Origin of the sequence: Pararhodobacter sp., assembly GCF_034676075.1 — a bacterium.
Lineage (GTDB): Bacteria > Pseudomonadota > Alphaproteobacteria > Rhodobacterales > Rhodobacteraceae > Pararhodobacter.
The window spans coordinates 1-17,554 of sequence record NZ_JAUCCQ010000078.1; the positions used below are offsets into that span (position 1 = coordinate 1).

Sequence of the window (17,554 nt, forward strand, 5' to 3'; positions counted from 1 at the left end):
ATCAGGCGGCAGAGGCGGGCGATCTCGGCCCCGGCCTCGGCCATCAGGGCCAGCGACAGCGGGTCGCCGAGGGCCGCGGCCTCGGCCACCGGGCGGGCCAGCGCCGCCAGCCCACCGCGGTCCGCGCCATAGACATAGCGGCGGCAATCGTCCCAGTCGCGGCCGCCCATGGCGGTGAAAAGCGCCTCGGCCAGCGCCTCGGCCCCGCGGGTGCCGCCCGTCTCGTCGATATGCCGCCAGAGCGCGCGGACCGCCTGCAGGCCGATCCAGCCGCCCGATCCGGCATCGTCGAGCAAGAGCCCCCGCCCGCCGACCAGCGTCACCGTGCCGCCCTTGAGGGAGAAGCCGACCGAGCCGGTGCCGGCGGTGACGACATGGCCCTGACCCTCGGGCCAGACGGCGCGCCAGGCCAGCACCATGTCGTTGACGACGGTTGTCTTTTCAGCGGGAAGTCCCAGAGCTTCGGCCGCCGCCGCCTGCAGCGAGGGGTCGGCGTCAAAGCCGGCGCCGGTCGCGCCGATATAGGCCGCGGCGAGCGGGCCCTTGGCCCGGGCAGGGGCCAGGGCGGCCGCGAAAGCCGCCCGCGCCTCGGGCGTGAAGATCAGGCCGGTGGCGCCGGGGCTCTCACCCCGGGCGACCAGCGCGCCCCCGGCGTCGACCAGGGCCCAGCGGCTGGCCGTGCCGCCCATGTCCACGCCGCAATAGAGCATCGCGTCTCCTGTGGGCTATTCGGCCGCCTGCGCCAGATAGAGGTCGCGCTCGGCCCGCCAGTCATCGCCGAAATCGACGTTCTGCCAATCCTCGAACCAGGGCCCGCCGTTGGTGTAATGCACGCACATCGGCAGGGCCTCGGGCTTGGCATATTCGCCTTCGAGGAAGTTCCACTCGCGGTCCAGTTCGCCGATATCGGCATCGTCCAGCCACGAGAAGCGGTGCAGGTATTGCGGCGTCTCGTTGTTGACGACCGCGGGCGTCAGCGCCTTCACGCCCGGATGGGCGCCGTTGAAAGCCATGAACGACGACCAGTTCTTGCGCGGATAGACACTCTGCTGCTTGCCGTCCATCTTCACCATATTGGCGGGGGTGTAATCGTGCTGCACGCAGTAAAGCGCCTTGGCCGGGTCCAGCAGGGACAGGATCTCGGTGATGTCGCGGGTCACCAGGAAATCGCAATCCATGAAGATCGACCAGCCGTCATGCGCGGCGAGATAGGGCGTCAGGAACCGGGTCAGCGAGAACTCGGTCGTCGCGGTATCGGCGCCGCGGGTATAGAGGCCGAGCTCGCGCAGCGCGGGCTGTTTCAGCGGATAGATCTCGACCGGGCGAGTGGCGTGGCGCAGGGTCGAGTGGCGGGCCACCTGCCAGGCGATATCCTCGCGCGAATCGTAGCCGACATAGATCTTCAGGGTCTGGGTCATCGGTCTCTCTTCAACCGTCATGGGACTGGCTTGCCCGCGTCCTGCGGGTCGCTTGCCGTCTTATAGCGGCTGGGGATGCATCTTTCGAGGGGGCAGGGCGGCGGGTGGCCGATTACCGCGCTGCCCTGTTTACACGCGCCGCAAACGGCGTATTCAGACCCCATGCAAGAGACACGACTCAAACGAGAGGCGGTTCTGGCCGCCGGACAACGGGTCCTCAGGACCGAAGGCGAGGCCGTCCTGAAGATGGCCGACGCGCTGCCCGAGGATTTCTTCGCCGCGGTGGAGGCGATGCTGGCCTGTCGCGGGCGGGTGATCCTGTCCGGCATCGGCAAATCGGGCCATGTCGCGCGCAAGATCGCGGCGACGCTGGCCTCGACCGGTACACCCGCGCAATTCGTCCATCCGGCCGAGGCGAGCCATGGCGATCTGGGCATGGTCACCAATGCCGATGTCTGCATCCTGATCTCCAATTCCGGCGAGACGGCGGAACTGGGCGACATGATCCAGCACGCGCGGCGCTTCTCGATCCCGCTGATCGGCATCTCCAAGAACCCCGACAGCACCCTGATGCGCGCGGCCAATCTGCGCCTGACGCTGCCGAACGAGCCCGAGGCCTGCACGATCGGCATGGCGCCCACCACCTCGACCACGCTGACCCTGGCCCTGGGCGACGCGCTGTCGGTGGCGCTGATGGAGCAGCGTGGCTTCCTGCACGAGCATTTCCGCGTCTTCCACCCCGGCGGCAAGCTGGGCGCGCGACTGGCGCAGGTGCATCAGCTGATGCATGAGGCCGACGAATTGCCGCTGGTCGGGCGGTCGACGCCGATGCAGGAGGTCCTGCTGGCGATGACCGGCAAGGGCTTCGGCCTCGCCTGTGTGGTGGATGGCGAGGGGCGGCTCACGGGCGTGATCTCCGACGGCGACATCCGGCGCAACATCGACGGGCTGATGGCCAAGACCGCCGGTGACGTGGCGACCCGCACGCCCAAGACCGTACCCCCCGAGATGCTGGCGGCCGAGGCGTTGGCGGTGATGAACGACCGCAAGGTGACGGCGCTGGTGGTGGTGGACGCGGACGGGCGGCCGGTGGGTCTGCTGCGGCTGCATGTGCTGCTGAAGGCGGGGCTGGCATGAGGTTCTGCGCTTGTGCCTAGCAATTTCTGATTTTGCTTGGCATATTGTGCCAAGCAAAAGATGAAAGTGCTTGGCATGATCCCGCTCAGCAGCATTGCGACCAGCGCCTATACCGACCTCGTCCGGCTTCTGAAGGATGACGCGCTCTCGGGCCTCGACGGCAAGCCGACGCTGAAGACGCGCGGCGACAAGGGGTATTGGTACGCGGCCCGCCGGGTCGGGACCGAGACGCGCTTCGTTTATATCGGCGAGGACAATGCCGAGACCCGCGCCCGGATCGAGCGCATCGAGGAGTTGCGCGCCACGGCCCAGACCCGTCAGGCCGAACGCGCGCGCCTCGTGCGGCTGCTCAGGGCCGAAGGGATGACGCCCACGGATCGGGCGACGGGCGCGATCCTGTCGGCGATGGCGGCGGCGGGGGTCTTCCGGCTGGGCGGCACCATCGTCGGCACCAATGCCTTTCGCCTGTATGAGGGCGAACTGGGCATCCGCTTGCCGCTGGGGGGCATGGCCAATACCGGCGACATCGACATCGCCCAGTTCGAAAAGCTCAGCATCGCACTTGAGGATCAGGTGGATCCCGGGCTGGCCGAGACCTTCACCGCGCTGAAATTCGACCCCTTGCCCGCCCTTGATGCGCGCCGGACCTGGCGATGGGCGCAAGGCGGCAGCGGGCAATTGGTCGAGTTCCTGACGCCCGCCTTCGGTCAGGAAGGGCTGCGCGACCTGCCGGCGCTGGGGGTCAGCGCGCAGGGCCTCAACTATCTGAATTTCCTGATCGCCGAGCCGATCCCGGCGGCTGCGCTCTATCGCGCGGGCGTGCTGGTGCAGGTGCCGCGGCCCGAGCGCTATGCGATCCACAAACTGATCGTCGCCGACCGGCGCCGTGACGGGGCAGGCAGTCTGCGCGCGGCCAAGGACCGCGAGCAGGCGGCGTTCCTGATCGCGGCCATGGCCGAGGACCGGCCGGACGACCTGTCCCGCGCGCTGGAGATCGCGCGCGGGGTGGGACCGCGCTGGCGGGAGAGGCTGGAGGCCTCGCTGGCCCGGATGCCCGAGACGCGGGACCTGCTGGCCAGCCTCTAGCAGCTATTCCGCCGCCAGCTGCGCCTCCTTATACCCTTCTTCGCCCTCGAAGGGCCCGTCGATCACCCGTTGCAGCGAGTAATCCGTCAGCAGTTTCTCGCGGTGCCATTCCTCGGCCATCGGCGCGTGGGCGAATTCGTGGAAGCAGGGGGTGCCCAGCGTCCAGTGCAGGAGTTTCGCCTCCTTGTTGGGGCCGAATTCGTCGGGCAGCCAGTTCCAGACCTTCGGGATCTCGCCGATCAGATCGTCCGATAGCCAGGTGAATCGGTGCAATTGCGCCCCCGTCGCGCCCATCACGAACTCGGGCGTGACCACGGCATTGGCCGGATGCCCGCAGTTCCACAGCACGACCGAGGACCAGTTCTTGCGCGGGTAATTCTGGTTCTTGGCGCCCAGATACTTGGTTTCCATCTTGGTCTTGTAGTCGTGATGCACGCACATCACGGCTTTCGACTCGTCCCTGAGCGTCCAGAGCTTGGCGATGTCGTCGCGAAACAGCATGTCGCCGTCGACGAAGATCGCCCAGCCCTTGAAGTCCATCAGATGCGGCAGCAGGAACCGCGAGTAAATGAACTGGTTCGAGCCGTCGGTATGGGTCTCGGCATAGCCTTGCAGCCCCTTCAGCGCCAAGGGCGTGAAGGCGACGGGGGCCGAGGCATGGCGGATCACGCTGTTGGCGCAGACGTGGTAGGCCACCGCCTCGCGCGGGTCGTAGCCGATGAAAAGGTTGATCATGGGGGCGCTCCGGCGTCGGTGAGTGATGCGCCGGTTGTGAGGGGGCGGGGAGGCCTGCGCCTTGATCGGGATCAAACCGGGGGCCGGATGAGCCAATCGCCGCCGGTCAGCATGCGGCGGATCAGGGCGCTCTGGCCGCTGGTGCCGGACCGCGCATAGATCCGTTTCGAGGCGCTGCGGGCAGTTTCGAGCGTCCAGCCAAGGCGCTCAGCCGCCTCGGCCAAGGTCAACCCGTCGCACAGCAGCACCGCCAGCGCGGTTTCGCTGCGGTTAAGGTCGAGCGAGCGGGCGAGGGCGGTCACATCGAGCGTGGCGGCGGGCGGGGACTGACGGACCCCCGCCCGGATCAGCGGGTCGAGGCCCGGGGCGGGGCTTTTCAGGCCGGGGTGGAGGGCAAGCTGGGTCAGGGGCGCGCGCGAGAGGGTCACGATCCCGGGCGTCTCGGTGCCGGTGACGGCCTGATCCAGCGCCCGGCGGAAGGCGCGGGTCAGCAGCGGATCGCCGAGGTCGAGGCGCCCGGACGGTGCCAGCCGGGGGCCGAGCAGGGCGCGGGCGGTCGCATCGGCCTCGACCACCCGGCCGGTGGCCTCAAACCAGAGCCAGCCTGCCCCCAACGCCGCCGCGAGCCGGGCGCTTTCCTTAGCCATGGCGCGGTCGCGGGCCAGCGTCAGCCAGGTCTTCACCGCCTGCGCCAGATGCACCGACAGCCGGTCCAGCTGCGCCGCATCCACCGCCCGGAAATCGCGCAGGGGATGGGATAGCGCAAGCCAGGCCTGGGCGTCGGGGCGGGGTGACAGGCGGATCAGCCGCATCGGTGCAGGGGTGCCCAGTTCCTCCTGCGCATAGACCCGGTCGCGGCGGAGCGGGCGCAGGGTCTCGGGCGGGGGCAGGGGCGCGGGGGCGCCGACGTGGGACTCATGCAGGCCCGCGGCCTCGATCCTCAAGAGCGCGCCCTGCGCCCGAGTCAGCTCGGACAGCGCGGAGAGGAACGGATGCCAGGCCTCCACCCCCGCCACGGCGGCCGAGGCGTAGAGCAGGCGCAGGACCTCGGTCTCGGGGCTGCGTCCCAGCATATCGGGCCTGTCCTCCGGTCGTAACGGCGCGAGACCCCCCATTTGGGGGGTGATGGCAGATAGCCGCGCTGCTATCTGCCCGTCAACGCCAAAGACAAGGAAACGGGAATGTCCGTGAAGACCCTGACCCACCTGCAACGCCTGGAGGCCGAGAGCATCCACATCCTGCGCGAGGTGGTGGCCGAGGCTGAAAAGCCCGTCATGCTCTATTCCGTCGGCAAGGACAGCGCGGTGATGCTGCATCTGGCCAAGAAGGCCTTCTATCCCGCGCCGCCGCCCTTCCCGCTGCTGCATGTCGATACGACCTGGAAATTCCAGGACATGTACAAGCTGCGCGACAAGGCCGCGCGCGATGCGGGCATGGAGCTGCTGGTCTACCAGAACCCTGAGGCCAAGGAGCGCGGCATCAACCCCTTCGACCATGGGTCCCTGCACACGGATATGTGGAAGACCGAGGGGCTGAAACAGGCGCTGGACCTCTACGGCTTTGACGCGGCCTTCGGCGGCGCCCGGCGCGACGAGGAGAAGTCCCGCGCCAAGGAGCGGGTGTTTTCCTTCCGCTCGGCCAACCACCGCTGGGATCCGAAGAACCAGCGCCCGGAACTCTGGCGGCTCTACAACGCCCGCAAGGCCAAGGGCGAGTCGATGCGGGTCTTCCCGATCTCGAACTGGACGGAACTGGACATCTGGCAATACATCCACCTCGAAGGCATTGAAATCGTGCCGCTTTACTTCTCGGCCCCCCGTCCGACGGTGAAGCGCGACGGCCTGATCCTGATGGTGGACGACGACCGCTTCCCGCTGAAAGACGGCGAGGAGCCGGTGATGCGCTCGGTCCGCTTCCGCACGCTGGGCTGCTACCCGCTGACCGGCGCGGTCGAGAGCACGGCGCAGACGCTGCCCGAGGTCATTCAGGAAATGCTGCTGACCACCACCAGCGAACGTCAGGGGCGGGCCATCGACCACGATCAGGCCGCCTCGATGGAGAAGAAGAAGCAGGAAGGGTACTTCTGATGAGCGATCCCGTTTACAAGACCGACGCGCTGATCGCCCAGGACATCGACGCCTATCTGGAAACCCACCAGCACAAGACCATGCTGCGCTTCATCACCTGCGGGTCGGTGGATGACGGCAAGTCGACGCTGATCGGCCGGCTGCTCTATGACAGCAAGATGATCTTCGAGGATCAGCTGGCCGCGCTGGAAGCCGACAGCAAGCGCGTCGGCACGCAGGGGCAGGAGATCGACTTCGCGCTCCTCGTCGATGGCCTCGCCGCCGAGCGCGAGCAGGGGATCACCATCGACGTGGCCTATCGCTTCTTCGCCACCGAGAAGCGCAAGTTCATCGTCGCCGACACCCCCGGGCACGAGCAATACACCCGCAACATGGTGACCGGCGCCTCGACCGCCGATCTGGCGGTGATCCTGATCGACGCGCGCAAGGGCGTGCTGACCCAGACGCGGCGGCATTCCTACCTCGTGAACCTGCTGGGCATCCGCCACATCGTGCTGGCGGTGAACAAGATGGATCTGGTGGGCTACGATCAGGCGGTCTTTGACCGGATCGTCGCCGATTACCGGGCCTTCGCCACCTCCATCGGCATCGCGGATTTCACCGCGATTCCGATTTCCGGCTTCAAGGGCGACAACATCACCGCCCCCTCGGCCAATACCCCCTGGTATCAGGGCCCTTCGCTGCTGCCCTATCTGGAAAGCGTCGAGGTCGATGCGAGCGCCGATCAGGCGAAGCCCTTCCGCCTGCCGGTGCAATGGGTCAACCGGCCGAACCTCGATTTCCGGGGCTTCGCCGGGATGATCGCCTCGGGCGTGGTGCGGCCGGGGGATGAGGTGCGGGTGCTGCCCTCGGGCAAGACCTCGAAAGTGGCGCGGATCGTGGCGCTGGAGGGCGACCGGGATCTGGCCGTCGCCGGTGAATCCGTGACGATCACCCTGACGGACGAGATCGACTGCTCGCGCGGGCAGGTGATCGTCGCCGCCAAATCGCCGCTCGAAGTCGCCGACCAGTTCGAGGCCGCGGTCGTCTGGATGGATGAGGTCGAGATGGTGCCCGGCCGCGCCTATTGGCTGAAGATCGGCACCCAGACGGTGAGCGCCACCATCAGCCAGCCGAAATACGAGATCAACGTCAACACGCAGGAGCATCTGGCGGCCAAGACGCTGGACCTCAATGCCATCGGCGTGGCGACAGTGACGACGGACCGCGAGATCCCCTTCGCGCCCTATGCGGAGAGCCGCGATCTGGGCGGGTTCATCCTGATCGACAAGCTGACCAACCGCACGGTCGGCGCCGGGATCCTGCATTTCTCGCTGCGCCGGGCGTCGAACATCCACTGGCAGGCGACCGACATCACGCGCGACCACCACGCCTCGATGAAGCACCAGAAGCCGGCGGTGGTCTGGCTGACCGGGCTGTCCGGCTCGGGCAAGTCGACCATTGCCAACGCGCTGGAGAAAAAGCTGGCGCGGATGAACCGGCACACCTTCCTGCTGGACGGCGACAACGTGCGGCACGGGCTGAACAAGGATCTGGGCTTTACCGAGGCCGACCGGGTGGAGAACATCCGCCGGGTGGGCGAGGTGGCGAAGCTGATGACCGATGCGGGGCTGATCGTCATCACCGCCTTCATCTCGCCCTTCCGGTCCGAGCGCGACATGGTGCGCGGCATGATGCAGCCCGGCGAATTCGTCGAGGTCTTCGTGGATACGCCGCTCAGCGTGGCCGAGGGGCGCGACGTGAAGGGCCTTTATGCCAAGGCGCGCTCGGGGCAGCTGAAGAATTTCACCGGCATCGACAGCCCCTATGAGGCGCCCCAGACGCCGGAGCTGCGCATCGACACCACGGCAACCAGCGTGGACGAGGCCGCCGATCTCATCATCGCCCGGCTGATCCCCTGACGAAACGGGCCCGGCGGGCGCTGCCTGCCGGGCCGTCCCGCCCCGGTGCCGGTTTTTTCGGCGCCTGCCGCGAAAAGCGGCTGCGACAGGGCAGGGCAAGCGTTTCACGCTGGCATGCGGCGCGTCTCGGCCTAAGGTGGGGCTGAAAACGATCCGTGCGACAAGGCCCCTGCGAATGGCAATCTACGCCTCGATCCACCATCTCACGCATTACACCTACGACCGGCCCGTCACGCTGGGGCCGCAGATCATCCGCCTGCGACCGGCGCCGCACAGCCGGACGCGGGTCATCTCGCATTCCTTGAAGGTCAGCCCCGGCGGGCATTTCGTGAACCACCAGCAGGACCCCTACGGCAACTGGCTGGCGCGCTTCGTCTTCCCGGACCCGGTGCGCGAGTTCAAGATCGAGGTCGATCTTGTGGCCGACATGACGGTCTACAACCCGTTCGATTTCTTCGTCGAGGAAAGCGCCGAGCACTGGCCCTTCGACTATCCCGAGGAGCTGAAAGAGGATCTTTCGATCTACCGCACGCCCGAGGCCGAGGGCCCGCTTCTGGCGCAGCTGATCGGCAGCCTCGATTTCAGCCGCCAGCGCACGGTGGACATGCTGGTCGGCCTGAACGCGAAGATCGCGCAGGTGGTGAATTACACGATCCGCATGGAGCCCGGCGTGCAGACGCCCGAGGAGACGCTGGGTATCAAGTCGGGGTCCTGCCGCGACAGTTCCTGGCTGCTGGTGCAGGTGCTGCGCCATCTGGGTTTCGCCGCCCGCTTCGTCTCGGGCTATCTGATCCAGCTGACGCCGGATGTGAAATCGCTGGATGGCCCCTCCGGCACCGACCACGATTTCACCGACCTGCATGCCTGGGTCGAGGTGTTCCTTCCCGGCGCGGGCTGGATCGGGCTTGACCCGACCTCGGGGCTGTTCACTGGCGAAAGCCATATCCCGCTGGCCGCGACGCCGCATTACCGCAACGCCGCGCCGATCTCGGGCGGGTTCACGGCCGCCCCCGGCTTGAAGACCGACTTCGCCTTCGACATGCAGATCCGCCGGGTGGCCGAGCATCCGCGCATCACCAAGCCCTTCTCGGACGAGGCTTGGGATCGGCTGAACACGCTGGGCCGCAAGGTCGATGCCGACCTGACCGAGGGCGACGTGCGTCTGACCATGGGGGGCGAGCCGACCTTCGTCTCGATCGACGATTTCGAAAGCGCCGAGTGGAACACCGCCGCCGTCGGGCCGCAGAAGCGGGGCCTCGCCGATGACCTGATCCGCCGCCTGCGCCAGCGCTTCGCGCCGGGGGGATTCCTGCATTACGGGCAGGGCAAATGGTATCCGGGCGAAAGCCTGCCGCGCTGGACCTTCTCGCTCTATTGGCGCCGCGACGGGCAGCCGGTGTGGAAGAACCCGGAACTTGTGGCGCGCGAGGCGCCGTCGCGCGTGGTCTCGGCCGATGACGCGGGCAGCTTCATGGCGGCTTTCGCCAAGAACCTCGGGCTGGACGCCGGTTTCGCCCAGCCCGCCTATGAGGATCCGGCGGAATGGATCCTCAAGGAAGCCAACCTGCCGCCCAATGTCTCGCCCGAGAATTCCAAGCTGAAGAACCCCGAGGACCGCGCGCGTTATGCCCGCGTCTTCAACCAGGGCCTGACCGAGCCCGCGGGCTATGTCCTGCCGATCCAGCGCTGGTGGCAGGCGGCGGACAAGCCCGCGAAATGGCGCTCGGAACTGTGGAAACCGCGGCGCGGCAAGATCTTCCTCATTCCCGGCGACAGCCCGGTGGGTTTCCGCCTGCCGCTGGGCTCGCTGCCCTATATCCCACCCGCGCAATATCCCTATTCCTATCCCGCCGACCCCACGGTGCCGGTGCTGCCGCTGCCCGATTTCCACGACCGGCTGGAAGCCCGCCGCCGCGCCATCGCCGAGGAAGCGCGCCGCATCGCCAAGGAAGAGGCCGAGCAGGCGGCGATGATGCCGCCGGTGACGCCCGGCCATGCCCAGGGCTTCCGCCCCGGCGCCAAGGAGGCCGAGCGCCAGCGCTATCAGCCGCAGGACGCGCATCTGGGCGACGGGGTCGATCCGGCGGGCGGCTGGGTCCGCACCGCCATCGCCATGGAGCCGCGTGACGGCCGTCTGTGCCTCTTCATGCCGCCCTGCGAGACGCTCGAGGAATACCTCGAACTCATCGCCAATGCCGAGGTGACGGCGGCCGAGCTGGACCTTCCGATCCATATCGAGGGCTATGCCCCGCCGCATGATCCGCGCCTCAACGTGATCCGCGTCGCCCCCGATCCGGGCGTCATCGAGGTGAACATTCATCCCGCCCATAGCTGGGAGGATTGCGTCGCCACGACCGAGGCGATCTATGAGGAAGCGCGGCTTTCCCGCCTCGGCGCCGACAAGTTCATGATCGACGGGCGCCACACCGGCACCGGCGGCGGCAACCATGTGGTCGTGGGCGGCGCAACGACGCTCGACAGCCCCTTCCTGCGCCGCCCGGACCTGCTGAAATCGCTGATCCTGATCTGGCAGCGGCATCCCTCGCTGAGCTACCTCTTCTCGGGTCTTTTCATCGGCCCGACCTCGCAGGCGCCCCGCATCGACGAGGCGCGGCACGACACGCTCTATGAGCTGGAGATCGCGCTGGGTCAGATCGGCGATCCGGTGAACGGCGGGCCCTTGCCGCCGCCCTGGCTGGTGGACCGGCTGCTCAGGAACATGTTGACCGATGTGACGGGCAACACCCACCGGTCCGAGATCTGCATCGACAAGCTCTATTCGCCCGATGGCCCGACTGGCCGGCTGGGGCTGGTCGAGTTCCGCGGATTCGAGATGCCGCCGCATCCGCGCATGAGCCTTGCCCAGCAACTGCTGCTCAGGGCGATCATCGCGCGCTGCTGGAAGGCGCCGGTGCAGGGGCGTCCGGTCCGCTGGGGCACGGTGCTGCACGACCGCTTCATGCTGCCGCATTTCCTGTGGGAGGATCTGCTGAGCCTGCTCGCCGACCTGCGGCTCCATGGCTACGACCTGGACCCGGTGTGGTTCGAGGCCCAGGCCGAATTCCGCTTCCCCTTCTGCGGCCAGATCGAGGCCGAGGGCGTGCATCTGGAACTGAAACAGGCGCTGGAGCCCTGGCATGTGCTGGGCGAGACCGGGGCCATCGGCGGCACGGTGCGCTATACCGACAGCTCGGTCGAACGGCTTCAGGTGAAGCTGACGACGCTGCATCAGGACCGCTACCGCGTCATGGTCAACCGCCGTCCGGTGCCGATGGCGCGCACCGGCACCTCGGGGGTCAGCGTCGGCGGGGTGAGGTTCAAGGCCTGGCATCCGGCGGAGAGCCTGCATCCGGTGCTGCCGGTCAACACGCCTCTGGTCTTCGACGTCTACGACGACTGGACGGGCCGGGCGATTGCGGGCTGCACCTATCACGTGGCGCATCCCGGCGGGCGCAATTACGACACTTTCCCGGTCAATGCCTACGAGGCCGAAGCCCGCAGGCTCGCGCGGTTCGAACCCCACGGCCACAGCGCCGGTTCCTATCGCCCGGCGCCCGAGACCCCGCATCCCGAGTTTCCTTTGACGCTTGACCTTCGGCGCCCGCCGGGGCTGATGTGAGCGGCAGGAGACCCCCATGCCGCCCGCCTTGCCAGACACCGAGCCGGATCTTTTCGCCGACTATGCCCGCCTGCCGGGCGTGGCCGACGAGGTATTCGACGGCGACGGCCGGATGCGGCCGGTCTGGCAACGCTTCGTCCAGCGCTTCGCCCGGCTGACACCGGCCGAGGTCGCGGCGCGGTTCGAGCGCGGCAACCAGTATCTGCGCGATGCGGGCGTCTATTTCCGCCAGTATTCCGGCGACCCGATGGCGGAACGCGACTGGCCGCTCTCGCATATCCCGGTGATCCTGCATGACAGCGAATGGGCGCAGATCTGCGCCGGGCTGGCGCAGCGCGCGGACCTGCTGGAGGCGGTGATGGCCGACCTCTACGGTCCGGGAAAGCTGGTCAGCGAGGGGCATCTGCCTGCCTCGCTGATCGCCGCCTCGCCGCAATGGCTGCGGCCGATGGTGGGGGTCGAGCCTCCGGGCGGGCATTACCTGCACCTCTTGGCCTTCGAGATCGGCCGCTCGCCCGATGGCTCCTGGCTGGTGCTGGGCGACCGGATGCAGGCCCCCTCGGGCGCCGGGTTCGCGCTGGAAAACCGCATGGCGACCGGGCGGATCTTCCCTGAGCGTTTCCCGCGGGCCTATATCCACCGGCTGGCGGGCTTTTTCGGCGAGTTCAAGGCGGCGATGGCCGGGCTGGCGCAGGCTGGCGGCGATCCGGCGGCGCGGGCCGCGATCCTGACGCCCGGCCCCTCGAACGACACCTATTACGAACAGACCTATATCGCCCGCTACCTGGGCCTGATGCTGCTGGAAGGCGAGGATCTGCTGGTCGAGAATGGCGAGGCCAAGGTCCGCACCATTGAGGGGCCGCAGCCGATCGGCGTGCTCTGGCGGCGGATCGACGCGGCCTTTGCCGATCCCCTGGAACTGAACGCCGAAAGCCGCATCGGCACGCCGGGCCTGGTCGAGGCGGTGCGGGCGGGCAACCTCGCCCTGGTCAACGCGCTGGGCTCGGGTGTGCTGGAAATGCGGGCGATGATGGCCTTTCTGCCGCGCATCAGCGAGGTTCTGACCGGCAAGCCGCTGACCCTGCCCAATATCGCCACCTGGTGGTGCGGCGGAGCGGCCGAACGCGCCTATGTGCGCGAGAATGCGGCGCGCATGCTGATCGGGCCCGCGCTGTCTTCGGACCTGCCGTTCGACGTGGCCGCGCAGGTCGCCCCCGGCGCCAAGCCCGCCCGCGACCCCCGCGCCTGGATCGAGGTCGAGGGCGGCGCGCTGGTCGGGCAGGAGGCGGTGGCGCTGTCCACCACCCCCGCCTGGGTCACCGCCCCCGGCGAGACGCTGGCCGAAGGGCGGATCCTGCCGCGGCCGATGACCATCCGGGTCTTCGCCGCCCGCACGCCGCAGGGCTGGCGCTTCATGAAGGGCGGCTATGCGCGGATCGGGCATTCGGGCGATGCCTCGGCGCTGGCGATGCAGAAGGGCGGCTCGGTCGCCGATGTCTGGATCGTCTCGGACCGGCCGGTGCCGCAGATCTCGATGTCGCCGCGCCCCGACGAGCCCTTCCGCCGTGCCAGCCCCGGGGTGGTGCCCGCCCGGGCTGCCGACAACCTCTATTGGCTTGGCCGCTACGTGGAACGGACCGAGGATGCGATCCGCCTGATCCGCGCCTATCACCTGCGGCTGGCGGCGACCGATAACCCGGCCGATCCGCTGCTGCGGCGGCTCAGGGCCTTTCTTAGCGGCTATGGCATCGACGTGGCGCAGCCGATGCCCGAAGCGCTTTTGCACCGGATCGGCGCCGCGCGGCTCTGCGCGGCCAAGGTGCGCGACCGTTTCTCGGTCGATGGCTGGGCGGCGATCACCGATCTCGACCGCACGGCGCGCAGTACCTTCAGCAAGATCGAGCCGGGCGACGACGCGGCCCGCGCGATGGGCATCCTGGTGCGCAAGATCACCGGCTTTTCGGGGCTGGTGCAGGACAACATGTACCGCTTTCAGGGCTGGCGCTTCCTGTCGATGGGCCGGGCGCTGGAACGGGCCGATGCGCTGACCGCGCTGCTGCACGGGCTGACCGATGCCGAGGCGCCCGAGGGGGCGCTGGACCTCGCGGTCGAGGTCGCGGACAGCGTCATCACCCATCGCCGCCGCTATTCGGTCGAGACCTCGCGCAACACGGTCGTGGACCTGCTGGCGCTCGATGCGGACAACCCGCGCTCGATCCTGTTCCAGATCCGGGCGCTGCGCGAACAGGCCGCCGCCCTGCCGGGCGCCATGGAGAACGGCCGCCTCGCGCCGCTCTCGCGCGCCATCGTGCCGATCGACGCGCTCCTCAGCGTCACCGCGCCCGAGAGGATCCGCCCGGCGCATCTGCTCAGGCTCAGGGCGCAGCTTTCCGGGATTTCCGACCTGATCACCGCCGCCTACCTGCGGTAAGGGGAGCGCATGCTCTACGACATCACCCTTGCCATCGACTACGATTACGCGGCGACTTCGGACCGCTCGCGGACGCTGATGCGCCTCTTGCCGCGCGACCTGCCGGGTGAGCAGCGGGTGATCGCCCGGCGCCTCGGCATCCTGCCGCGCCCGGATGAACGGCGCGAGGGCGAGGATTTCTTCGGCAACGCGATGACGGCGGCCGTCTGGCATCAGCCGATTTCCAACCTGCGGCTGACCCTGGCGCTGCGGGTCGAGCGGCTGGCGCGGGTCGAGGGGGCGGATCTGTCGCCCCTGCTGGCCGAACTGCCGGGGGTGGTGGCCGAACTGGCCGACCTGGGCCCCGACTCGCCGCATCATTTCACCGGCGCCTCGGCCCGGGTGCCCGCGGTTCCCGCCATCGCCGCCTTCGCCCGCAAGGTGGTGAGCCCCGGCATGACCGCCCGTCAGGCGATCGAGGCGCTGGGACGGGCGCTGCACAAGGCGATGCGCTTCGACAGCGCCGCCACCTCGGTCGAGACGGGGCCGGAGGAGGCTTTCGCGCAGAAATCCGGCGTCTGTCAGGATTTCGCCCATGTGATGATCGCGGGGCTTCGCGCGGTGGGCATCCCCGCCGGCTATGTCTCGGGCTTCCTGCGCACCCTGCCGCCGCCCGGACAGCCGCGGCTGGAGGGGGCGGATGCGATGCATGCCTGGGTGCGGGCCTGGGCCGGGCCGGTCATGGGCTGGATCGAGTTCGACCCGACCAACAACCAGCACGCGGGCGAGGATTACGTGGTCGTGGCGCGCGGGCGCGACTATGGCGATGTGGCGCCGGTCATGGGCGCGATGCGCACTGCGGGCGGGCAGGAGACCCGGCACGCGGTCGACATGATCCCGGTGACGGCGGGGCAGGGGCGGGTGACGGGCGCCGCCTGACTTAGCCCCGGGCTAAGATTGCTTCAGACAAGCGGAAGCCCCCCGATCCGCCGCAGCTTGCCCGAGCGTACCAGCCCGATCCCGTTCTCGATGAAGGCGCGCACCGCGCTGGAGCGGTCGGCGTCCTGCGCCGTCAGGAAGCCCATGCGCATGGCCCGGATCGGCCCCTCGATCGGCACGGCGCGGACCGGGTTGCCATCGGGCGACACGTCGCTCAGCGGCCGGACATTGACGATGGAATAGCCAAAGTCATTGGCCACCATCGAGCGCATCACCGCCATGTCGCGGGTCCGTTCGGCAATCAGCGGCCGGGCATGGATCGCCTCGAAGAAGGACAGGAAATAATCGGCGCTGAGCGGCAGATCCAGCAGCACCATCGGGTGATCCTTCAGCTGGTCGATGCTGACGCTGTCGCAATCGGCCAGCGGATGGCCCGCGCCCATCAGCGCTATGGGGGGCAGATGCAGGAGGGGGGTGAACTGCAGATCGGCGGGCAGGTCGAGGTCATAGGTCAGCGCCACGTCGATTTCCGACCGGCGCAGCGCGCTGAAGAGTTCGACCTGATTGAGTTCCTGCTGACGCACCCGGACCTCGGGGAAACGCTCTTCGAACCCGCGGCGCATCGCGGGCAGCACCAGTTGCGCGAAGGTCAGCAGGCACCCCACGGACAGGGGCCCCCGAACCTTGCCCGAGATGTCGCCGGCGATGTCCCGCAGCGCCCCTGCCTCGCGCAGGACGACCCGCGCCTGCTCCAGCATCTCGCGCCCGGCCTGGGTCAGCGAGAGGCCCTGAGCGTGTTGCCGCACGAAGAGCGGCAGGCCGAATTCCTGCTCCAGCTGGGCGATGGCGGTCGAGATCGAGGGCGAGGAGACGTTGATCCGCTGCGCCGCCCGGGCGATGCTGCCCGCCTCGCCCACGGCCACGAAATATTCGAGCTGGCGCAGCGTGTAGCGCAGGGGCGGCGCGCCCCGGCTCATTCGTCCCCCGGCACGCCATAGGAGGGCGCGACGCTGGGATCGAGGGCGCGCTGGACATAGGCCTGCATCTGCGGCGCGTAGATTTCCCAAGCCTTTGCAACGGCTTCGATGGGGCAATCCTCGGTCCAGTCGCAGCGCAGATCGGCCACCGGCCAGCTTTGGCGGCCGACCATCAAGAGGCCGGCCGAATGCACCGGCCCGGCCTCGCCCCCCGCTGCCAGCCCGGCCCGCAAGGTGGCGATCAGCCGATCACCCAAGGGGCCGGTGCTGGCCTCGAAGGCCGCGACCATGGCCGCGGGCACGCCGTCATTGGCCAGCAGATTGCCGCCCGAGGCGCAGTCGCGCCCCCGCGCCTCGGTCCAGATCCCCAGCGCCTTGGCGCCGGAATGGATCGCCGCGCCGCCCTGCGCGTCGACCGCCAGAACCTGCCGGTACTCGATGAAGGGCGCGCGGCGCGTGACCTCCGCCACCGCCTCGGCCGCCGAGAGGCCCTGCGCCATCAGGTCCAGCACCCGCGGCCCCAGCGCCGGGTCGGTGATATTCTGCGAGGCCACCGCGCCGACGCCCGCGCGGGCATGGGCGCAGCGGGCGGCGACGGCGGGGGAGGAGGACGAGATCACCATCCCGAACATCCCCGTTTCAGCGCAGCGGGCCACCAGAGAGAAGGTCATCGCCTCAATCCGGGATCACGGCGGTGGCGTCGATCTCGACCAGCCATTCGGGCCGGGCCAGCGCGGTGACGACCAGCCCGGTCGAGACGGGGAACACGCCCTTGATGTAGTCGCCCATGGTCCGGTAAACGGCCTCGCGGTGGCGGACATCGGTGATATAGACCACCACTTTCACCAGATGCTCCATGCTGCCGCCCGCTTCCTCGATCAGCTGGCGGATGTTCTGCATGACCTTGTGGGTCTGCTCGACCGGGTCATGGCTGGCGATGCTTTTCGCATCATCCAGGTTCTGCGGGCACTGGCCGCGCATCCAGATTGTGCTGCCGCCCCGGGTTACGACCGCCTGGCAGAGGTCGTTGTCGAGCTTCTGCTCGGGGTAGGTGTCCTTGGTGTTGAAGGGGCGAATGCGCCGATGGGCCATGGCGGGCTCCTTGAAGGGTTTTCGCCAGGATGATCGCGCGGGCGCGGGGCGAACACAACGATGTTGCTTAGCGTTGCTGAGGCTTTGACTAACGAGGCTTAGCAGGCCGCTGAAAAACTCCTGCCTCGACGCCGATGGCGGAACATGATTCAC

General features: G+C 68.3%; 14 protein-coding genes. 7 read left to right on the forward strand and 7 right to left on the reverse strand.

Features of this window, described 5'->3' with window-relative positions; genetic code table 11:
* Together VDQ18_RS16650 and VDQ18_RS16655 are read right to left on the reverse strand one after the other, a co-directional pair.
* Positions 1-710 (reverse strand): N-acetylglucosamine kinase (locus tag VDQ18_RS16650; protein WP_323022042.1); only part of this gene is annotated, 710 nt, incomplete at its 3' end.
* A 15-nt stretch (positions 711-725) separates the two neighbouring features.
* Positions 726-1,418 (reverse strand): hypothetical protein, encoded by a 693-nt coding sequence (locus VDQ18_RS16655; RefSeq protein WP_323022043.1) that lies wholly within the window; start codon positions 1,416-1,418, stop codon positions 726-728.
* A 162-nt stretch (positions 1,419-1,580) separates the two neighbouring features.
* Here VDQ18_RS16655 and VDQ18_RS16660 point away from each other — a divergent pair, with 162 nt between their 5' ends.
* Positions 1,581-2,555, forward strand: coding sequence for a KpsF/GutQ family sugar-phosphate isomerase (locus VDQ18_RS16660; protein WP_323022044.1), 975 nt, complete (start codon positions 1,581-1,583; stop codon positions 2,553-2,555).
* A 60-nt stretch (positions 2,556-2,615) separates the two neighbouring features.
* Positions 2,616-3,641 carry a GSU2403 family nucleotidyltransferase fold protein gene (locus VDQ18_RS16665; RefSeq protein WP_416235119.1) on the forward strand — a complete coding sequence of 342 codons (1,026 nt, stop codon included), beginning with the start codon at positions 2,616-2,618 and terminating at the stop codon, positions 3,639-3,641.
* A gap of 3 nt (positions 3,642-3,644) precedes the next feature.
* Here the strand turns inward: VDQ18_RS16665 and VDQ18_RS16670 are convergent, their stop codons facing one another.
* Both VDQ18_RS16670 and VDQ18_RS16675 read right to left on the reverse strand, forming a co-directional pair.
* The gene (locus tag VDQ18_RS16670; RefSeq protein WP_323022045.1) at positions 3,645-4,376 is read right to left on the reverse strand and encodes a glycosyltransferase; all 732 of its coding nucleotides are present in this window, start codon (positions 4,374-4,376) and stop codon (positions 3,645-3,647) included.
* Positions 4,377-4,447: 71 nt separating this feature from the next.
* Complete coding sequence (locus VDQ18_RS16675; protein ID WP_323022046.1) at positions 4,448-5,449, reverse strand: hypothetical protein; 1,002 nt, start codon at positions 5,447-5,449, stop codon at positions 4,448-4,450.
* A gap of 75 nt (positions 5,450-5,524) precedes the next feature.
* Between VDQ18_RS16675 and cysD the strand changes: the two genes are divergently transcribed.
* The 5 genes from cysD (at position 5,525) to VDQ18_RS16700 (ending at position 15,332) form a co-directional block, all read left to right on the forward strand.
* A complete protein-coding gene (gene cysD / locus VDQ18_RS16680) occupies positions 5,525-6,463 on the forward strand; it encodes a sulfate adenylyltransferase subunit CysD (RefSeq protein WP_323022055.1) in 939 nt (312 codons plus the stop codon).
* Positions 6,463-8,364 carry a sulfate adenylyltransferase subunit CysN gene (gene cysN / locus VDQ18_RS16685; RefSeq protein WP_323022047.1) on the forward strand — a complete coding sequence of 634 codons (1,902 nt, stop codon included), beginning with the start codon at positions 6,463-6,465 and terminating at the stop codon, positions 8,362-8,364. Before cysD ends, cysN begins: the two co-directional genes overlap by 1 nt.
* Before the next feature lie 175 nt (positions 8,365-8,539).
* A complete protein-coding gene (locus VDQ18_RS16690) occupies positions 8,540-11,983 on the forward strand; it encodes a transglutaminase family protein (protein ID WP_323022048.1) in 3,444 nt (1,147 codons plus the stop codon).
* A 16-nt stretch (positions 11,984-11,999) separates the two neighbouring features.
* On the forward strand, positions 12,000-14,414 hold the full coding sequence (locus tag VDQ18_RS16695) for a circularly permuted type 2 ATP-grasp protein (protein ID WP_323022049.1): 2,415 nt from the start codon (positions 12,000-12,002) through the stop codon (positions 14,412-14,414).
* Positions 14,415-14,423: 9 nt separating this feature from the next.
* Positions 14,424-15,332 (forward strand): transglutaminase family protein, encoded by a 909-nt coding sequence (locus VDQ18_RS16700; protein ID WP_323022050.1) that lies wholly within the window; start codon positions 14,424-14,426, stop codon positions 15,330-15,332.
* A gap of 23 nt (positions 15,333-15,355) precedes the next feature.
* On the opposite strand, the gene VDQ18_RS16705 is transcribed toward VDQ18_RS16700, so the two are convergent.
* From VDQ18_RS16705 to VDQ18_RS16715, 3 genes are read right to left on the reverse strand one after another with little or no spacing between them, the layout of a single operon-like run.
* Positions 15,356-16,309, reverse strand: coding sequence for a LysR family transcriptional regulator (locus VDQ18_RS16705; protein ID WP_323022051.1), 954 nt, complete (start codon positions 16,307-16,309; stop codon positions 15,356-15,358).
* Positions 16,306-16,980, reverse strand: a complete 675-nt coding sequence (locus VDQ18_RS16710; RefSeq protein WP_323022052.1) for a DUF1028 domain-containing protein — start codon at positions 16,978-16,980, stop codon at positions 16,306-16,308. Before VDQ18_RS16710 ends, VDQ18_RS16705 begins: the two co-directional genes overlap by 4 nt.
* A 4-nt stretch (positions 16,981-16,984) precedes the next feature.
* Positions 16,985-17,401, reverse strand: a complete 417-nt coding sequence (locus VDQ18_RS16715) for a RidA family protein (RefSeq protein WP_323022053.1) — start codon at positions 17,399-17,401, stop codon at positions 16,985-16,987.
* Between the last annotated feature and the right edge of the window lie 153 nt (positions 17,402-17,554).

Excerpts from the sequence above, each read along its gene's own strand:
- VDQ18_RS16655 (WP_323022043.1), bottom strand. The coding sequence starts at position 1,418 with ATGACCCAGACCCTGAAGATCTATGTCGGCTACGATTCGCGCGAGGAT.
- VDQ18_RS16660 (WP_323022044.1), top strand. The coding sequence starts at position 1,581 with ATGCAAGAGACACGACTCAAACGAGAGGCGGTTCTGGCCGCCGGACAA.
- VDQ18_RS16670 (WP_323022045.1), bottom strand. The coding sequence starts at position 4,376 with ATGATCAACCTTTTCATCGGCTACGACCCGCGCGAGGCGGTGGCCTAC.
- VDQ18_RS16715 (WP_323022053.1), bottom strand. The coding sequence starts at position 17,401 with ATGGCCCATCGGCGCATTCGCCCCTTCAACACCAAGGACACCTACCCC.
- VDQ18_RS16705 (WP_323022051.1), bottom strand. The coding sequence starts at position 16,309 with ATGAGCCGGGGCGCGCCGCCCCTGCGCTACACGCTGCGCCAGCTCGAA.
- VDQ18_RS16690 (WP_323022048.1), top strand. The coding sequence starts at position 8,540 with ATGGCAATCTACGCCTCGATCCACCATCTCACGCATTACACCTACGAC.
- VDQ18_RS16665 (WP_416235119.1), top strand. The coding sequence starts at position 2,616 with ATGAAAGTGCTTGGCATGATCCCGCTCAGCAGCATTGCGACCAGCGCC.
- VDQ18_RS16695 (WP_323022049.1), top strand. The coding sequence starts at position 12,000 with ATGCCGCCCGCCTTGCCAGACACCGAGCCGGATCTTTTCGCCGACTAT.
- cysN (WP_323022047.1), top strand. The coding sequence starts at position 6,463 with ATGAGCGATCCCGTTTACAAGACCGACGCGCTGATCGCCCAGGACATC.
- VDQ18_RS16700 (WP_323022050.1), top strand. The coding sequence starts at position 14,424 with ATGCTCTACGACATCACCCTTGCCATCGACTACGATTACGCGGCGACT.
- VDQ18_RS16675 (WP_323022046.1), bottom strand. The coding sequence starts at position 5,449 with ATGCTGGGACGCAGCCCCGAGACCGAGGTCCTGCGCCTGCTCTACGCC.
- VDQ18_RS16710 (WP_323022052.1), bottom strand. The coding sequence starts at position 16,980 with ATGACCTTCTCTCTGGTGGCCCGCTGCGCTGAAACGGGGATGTTCGGG.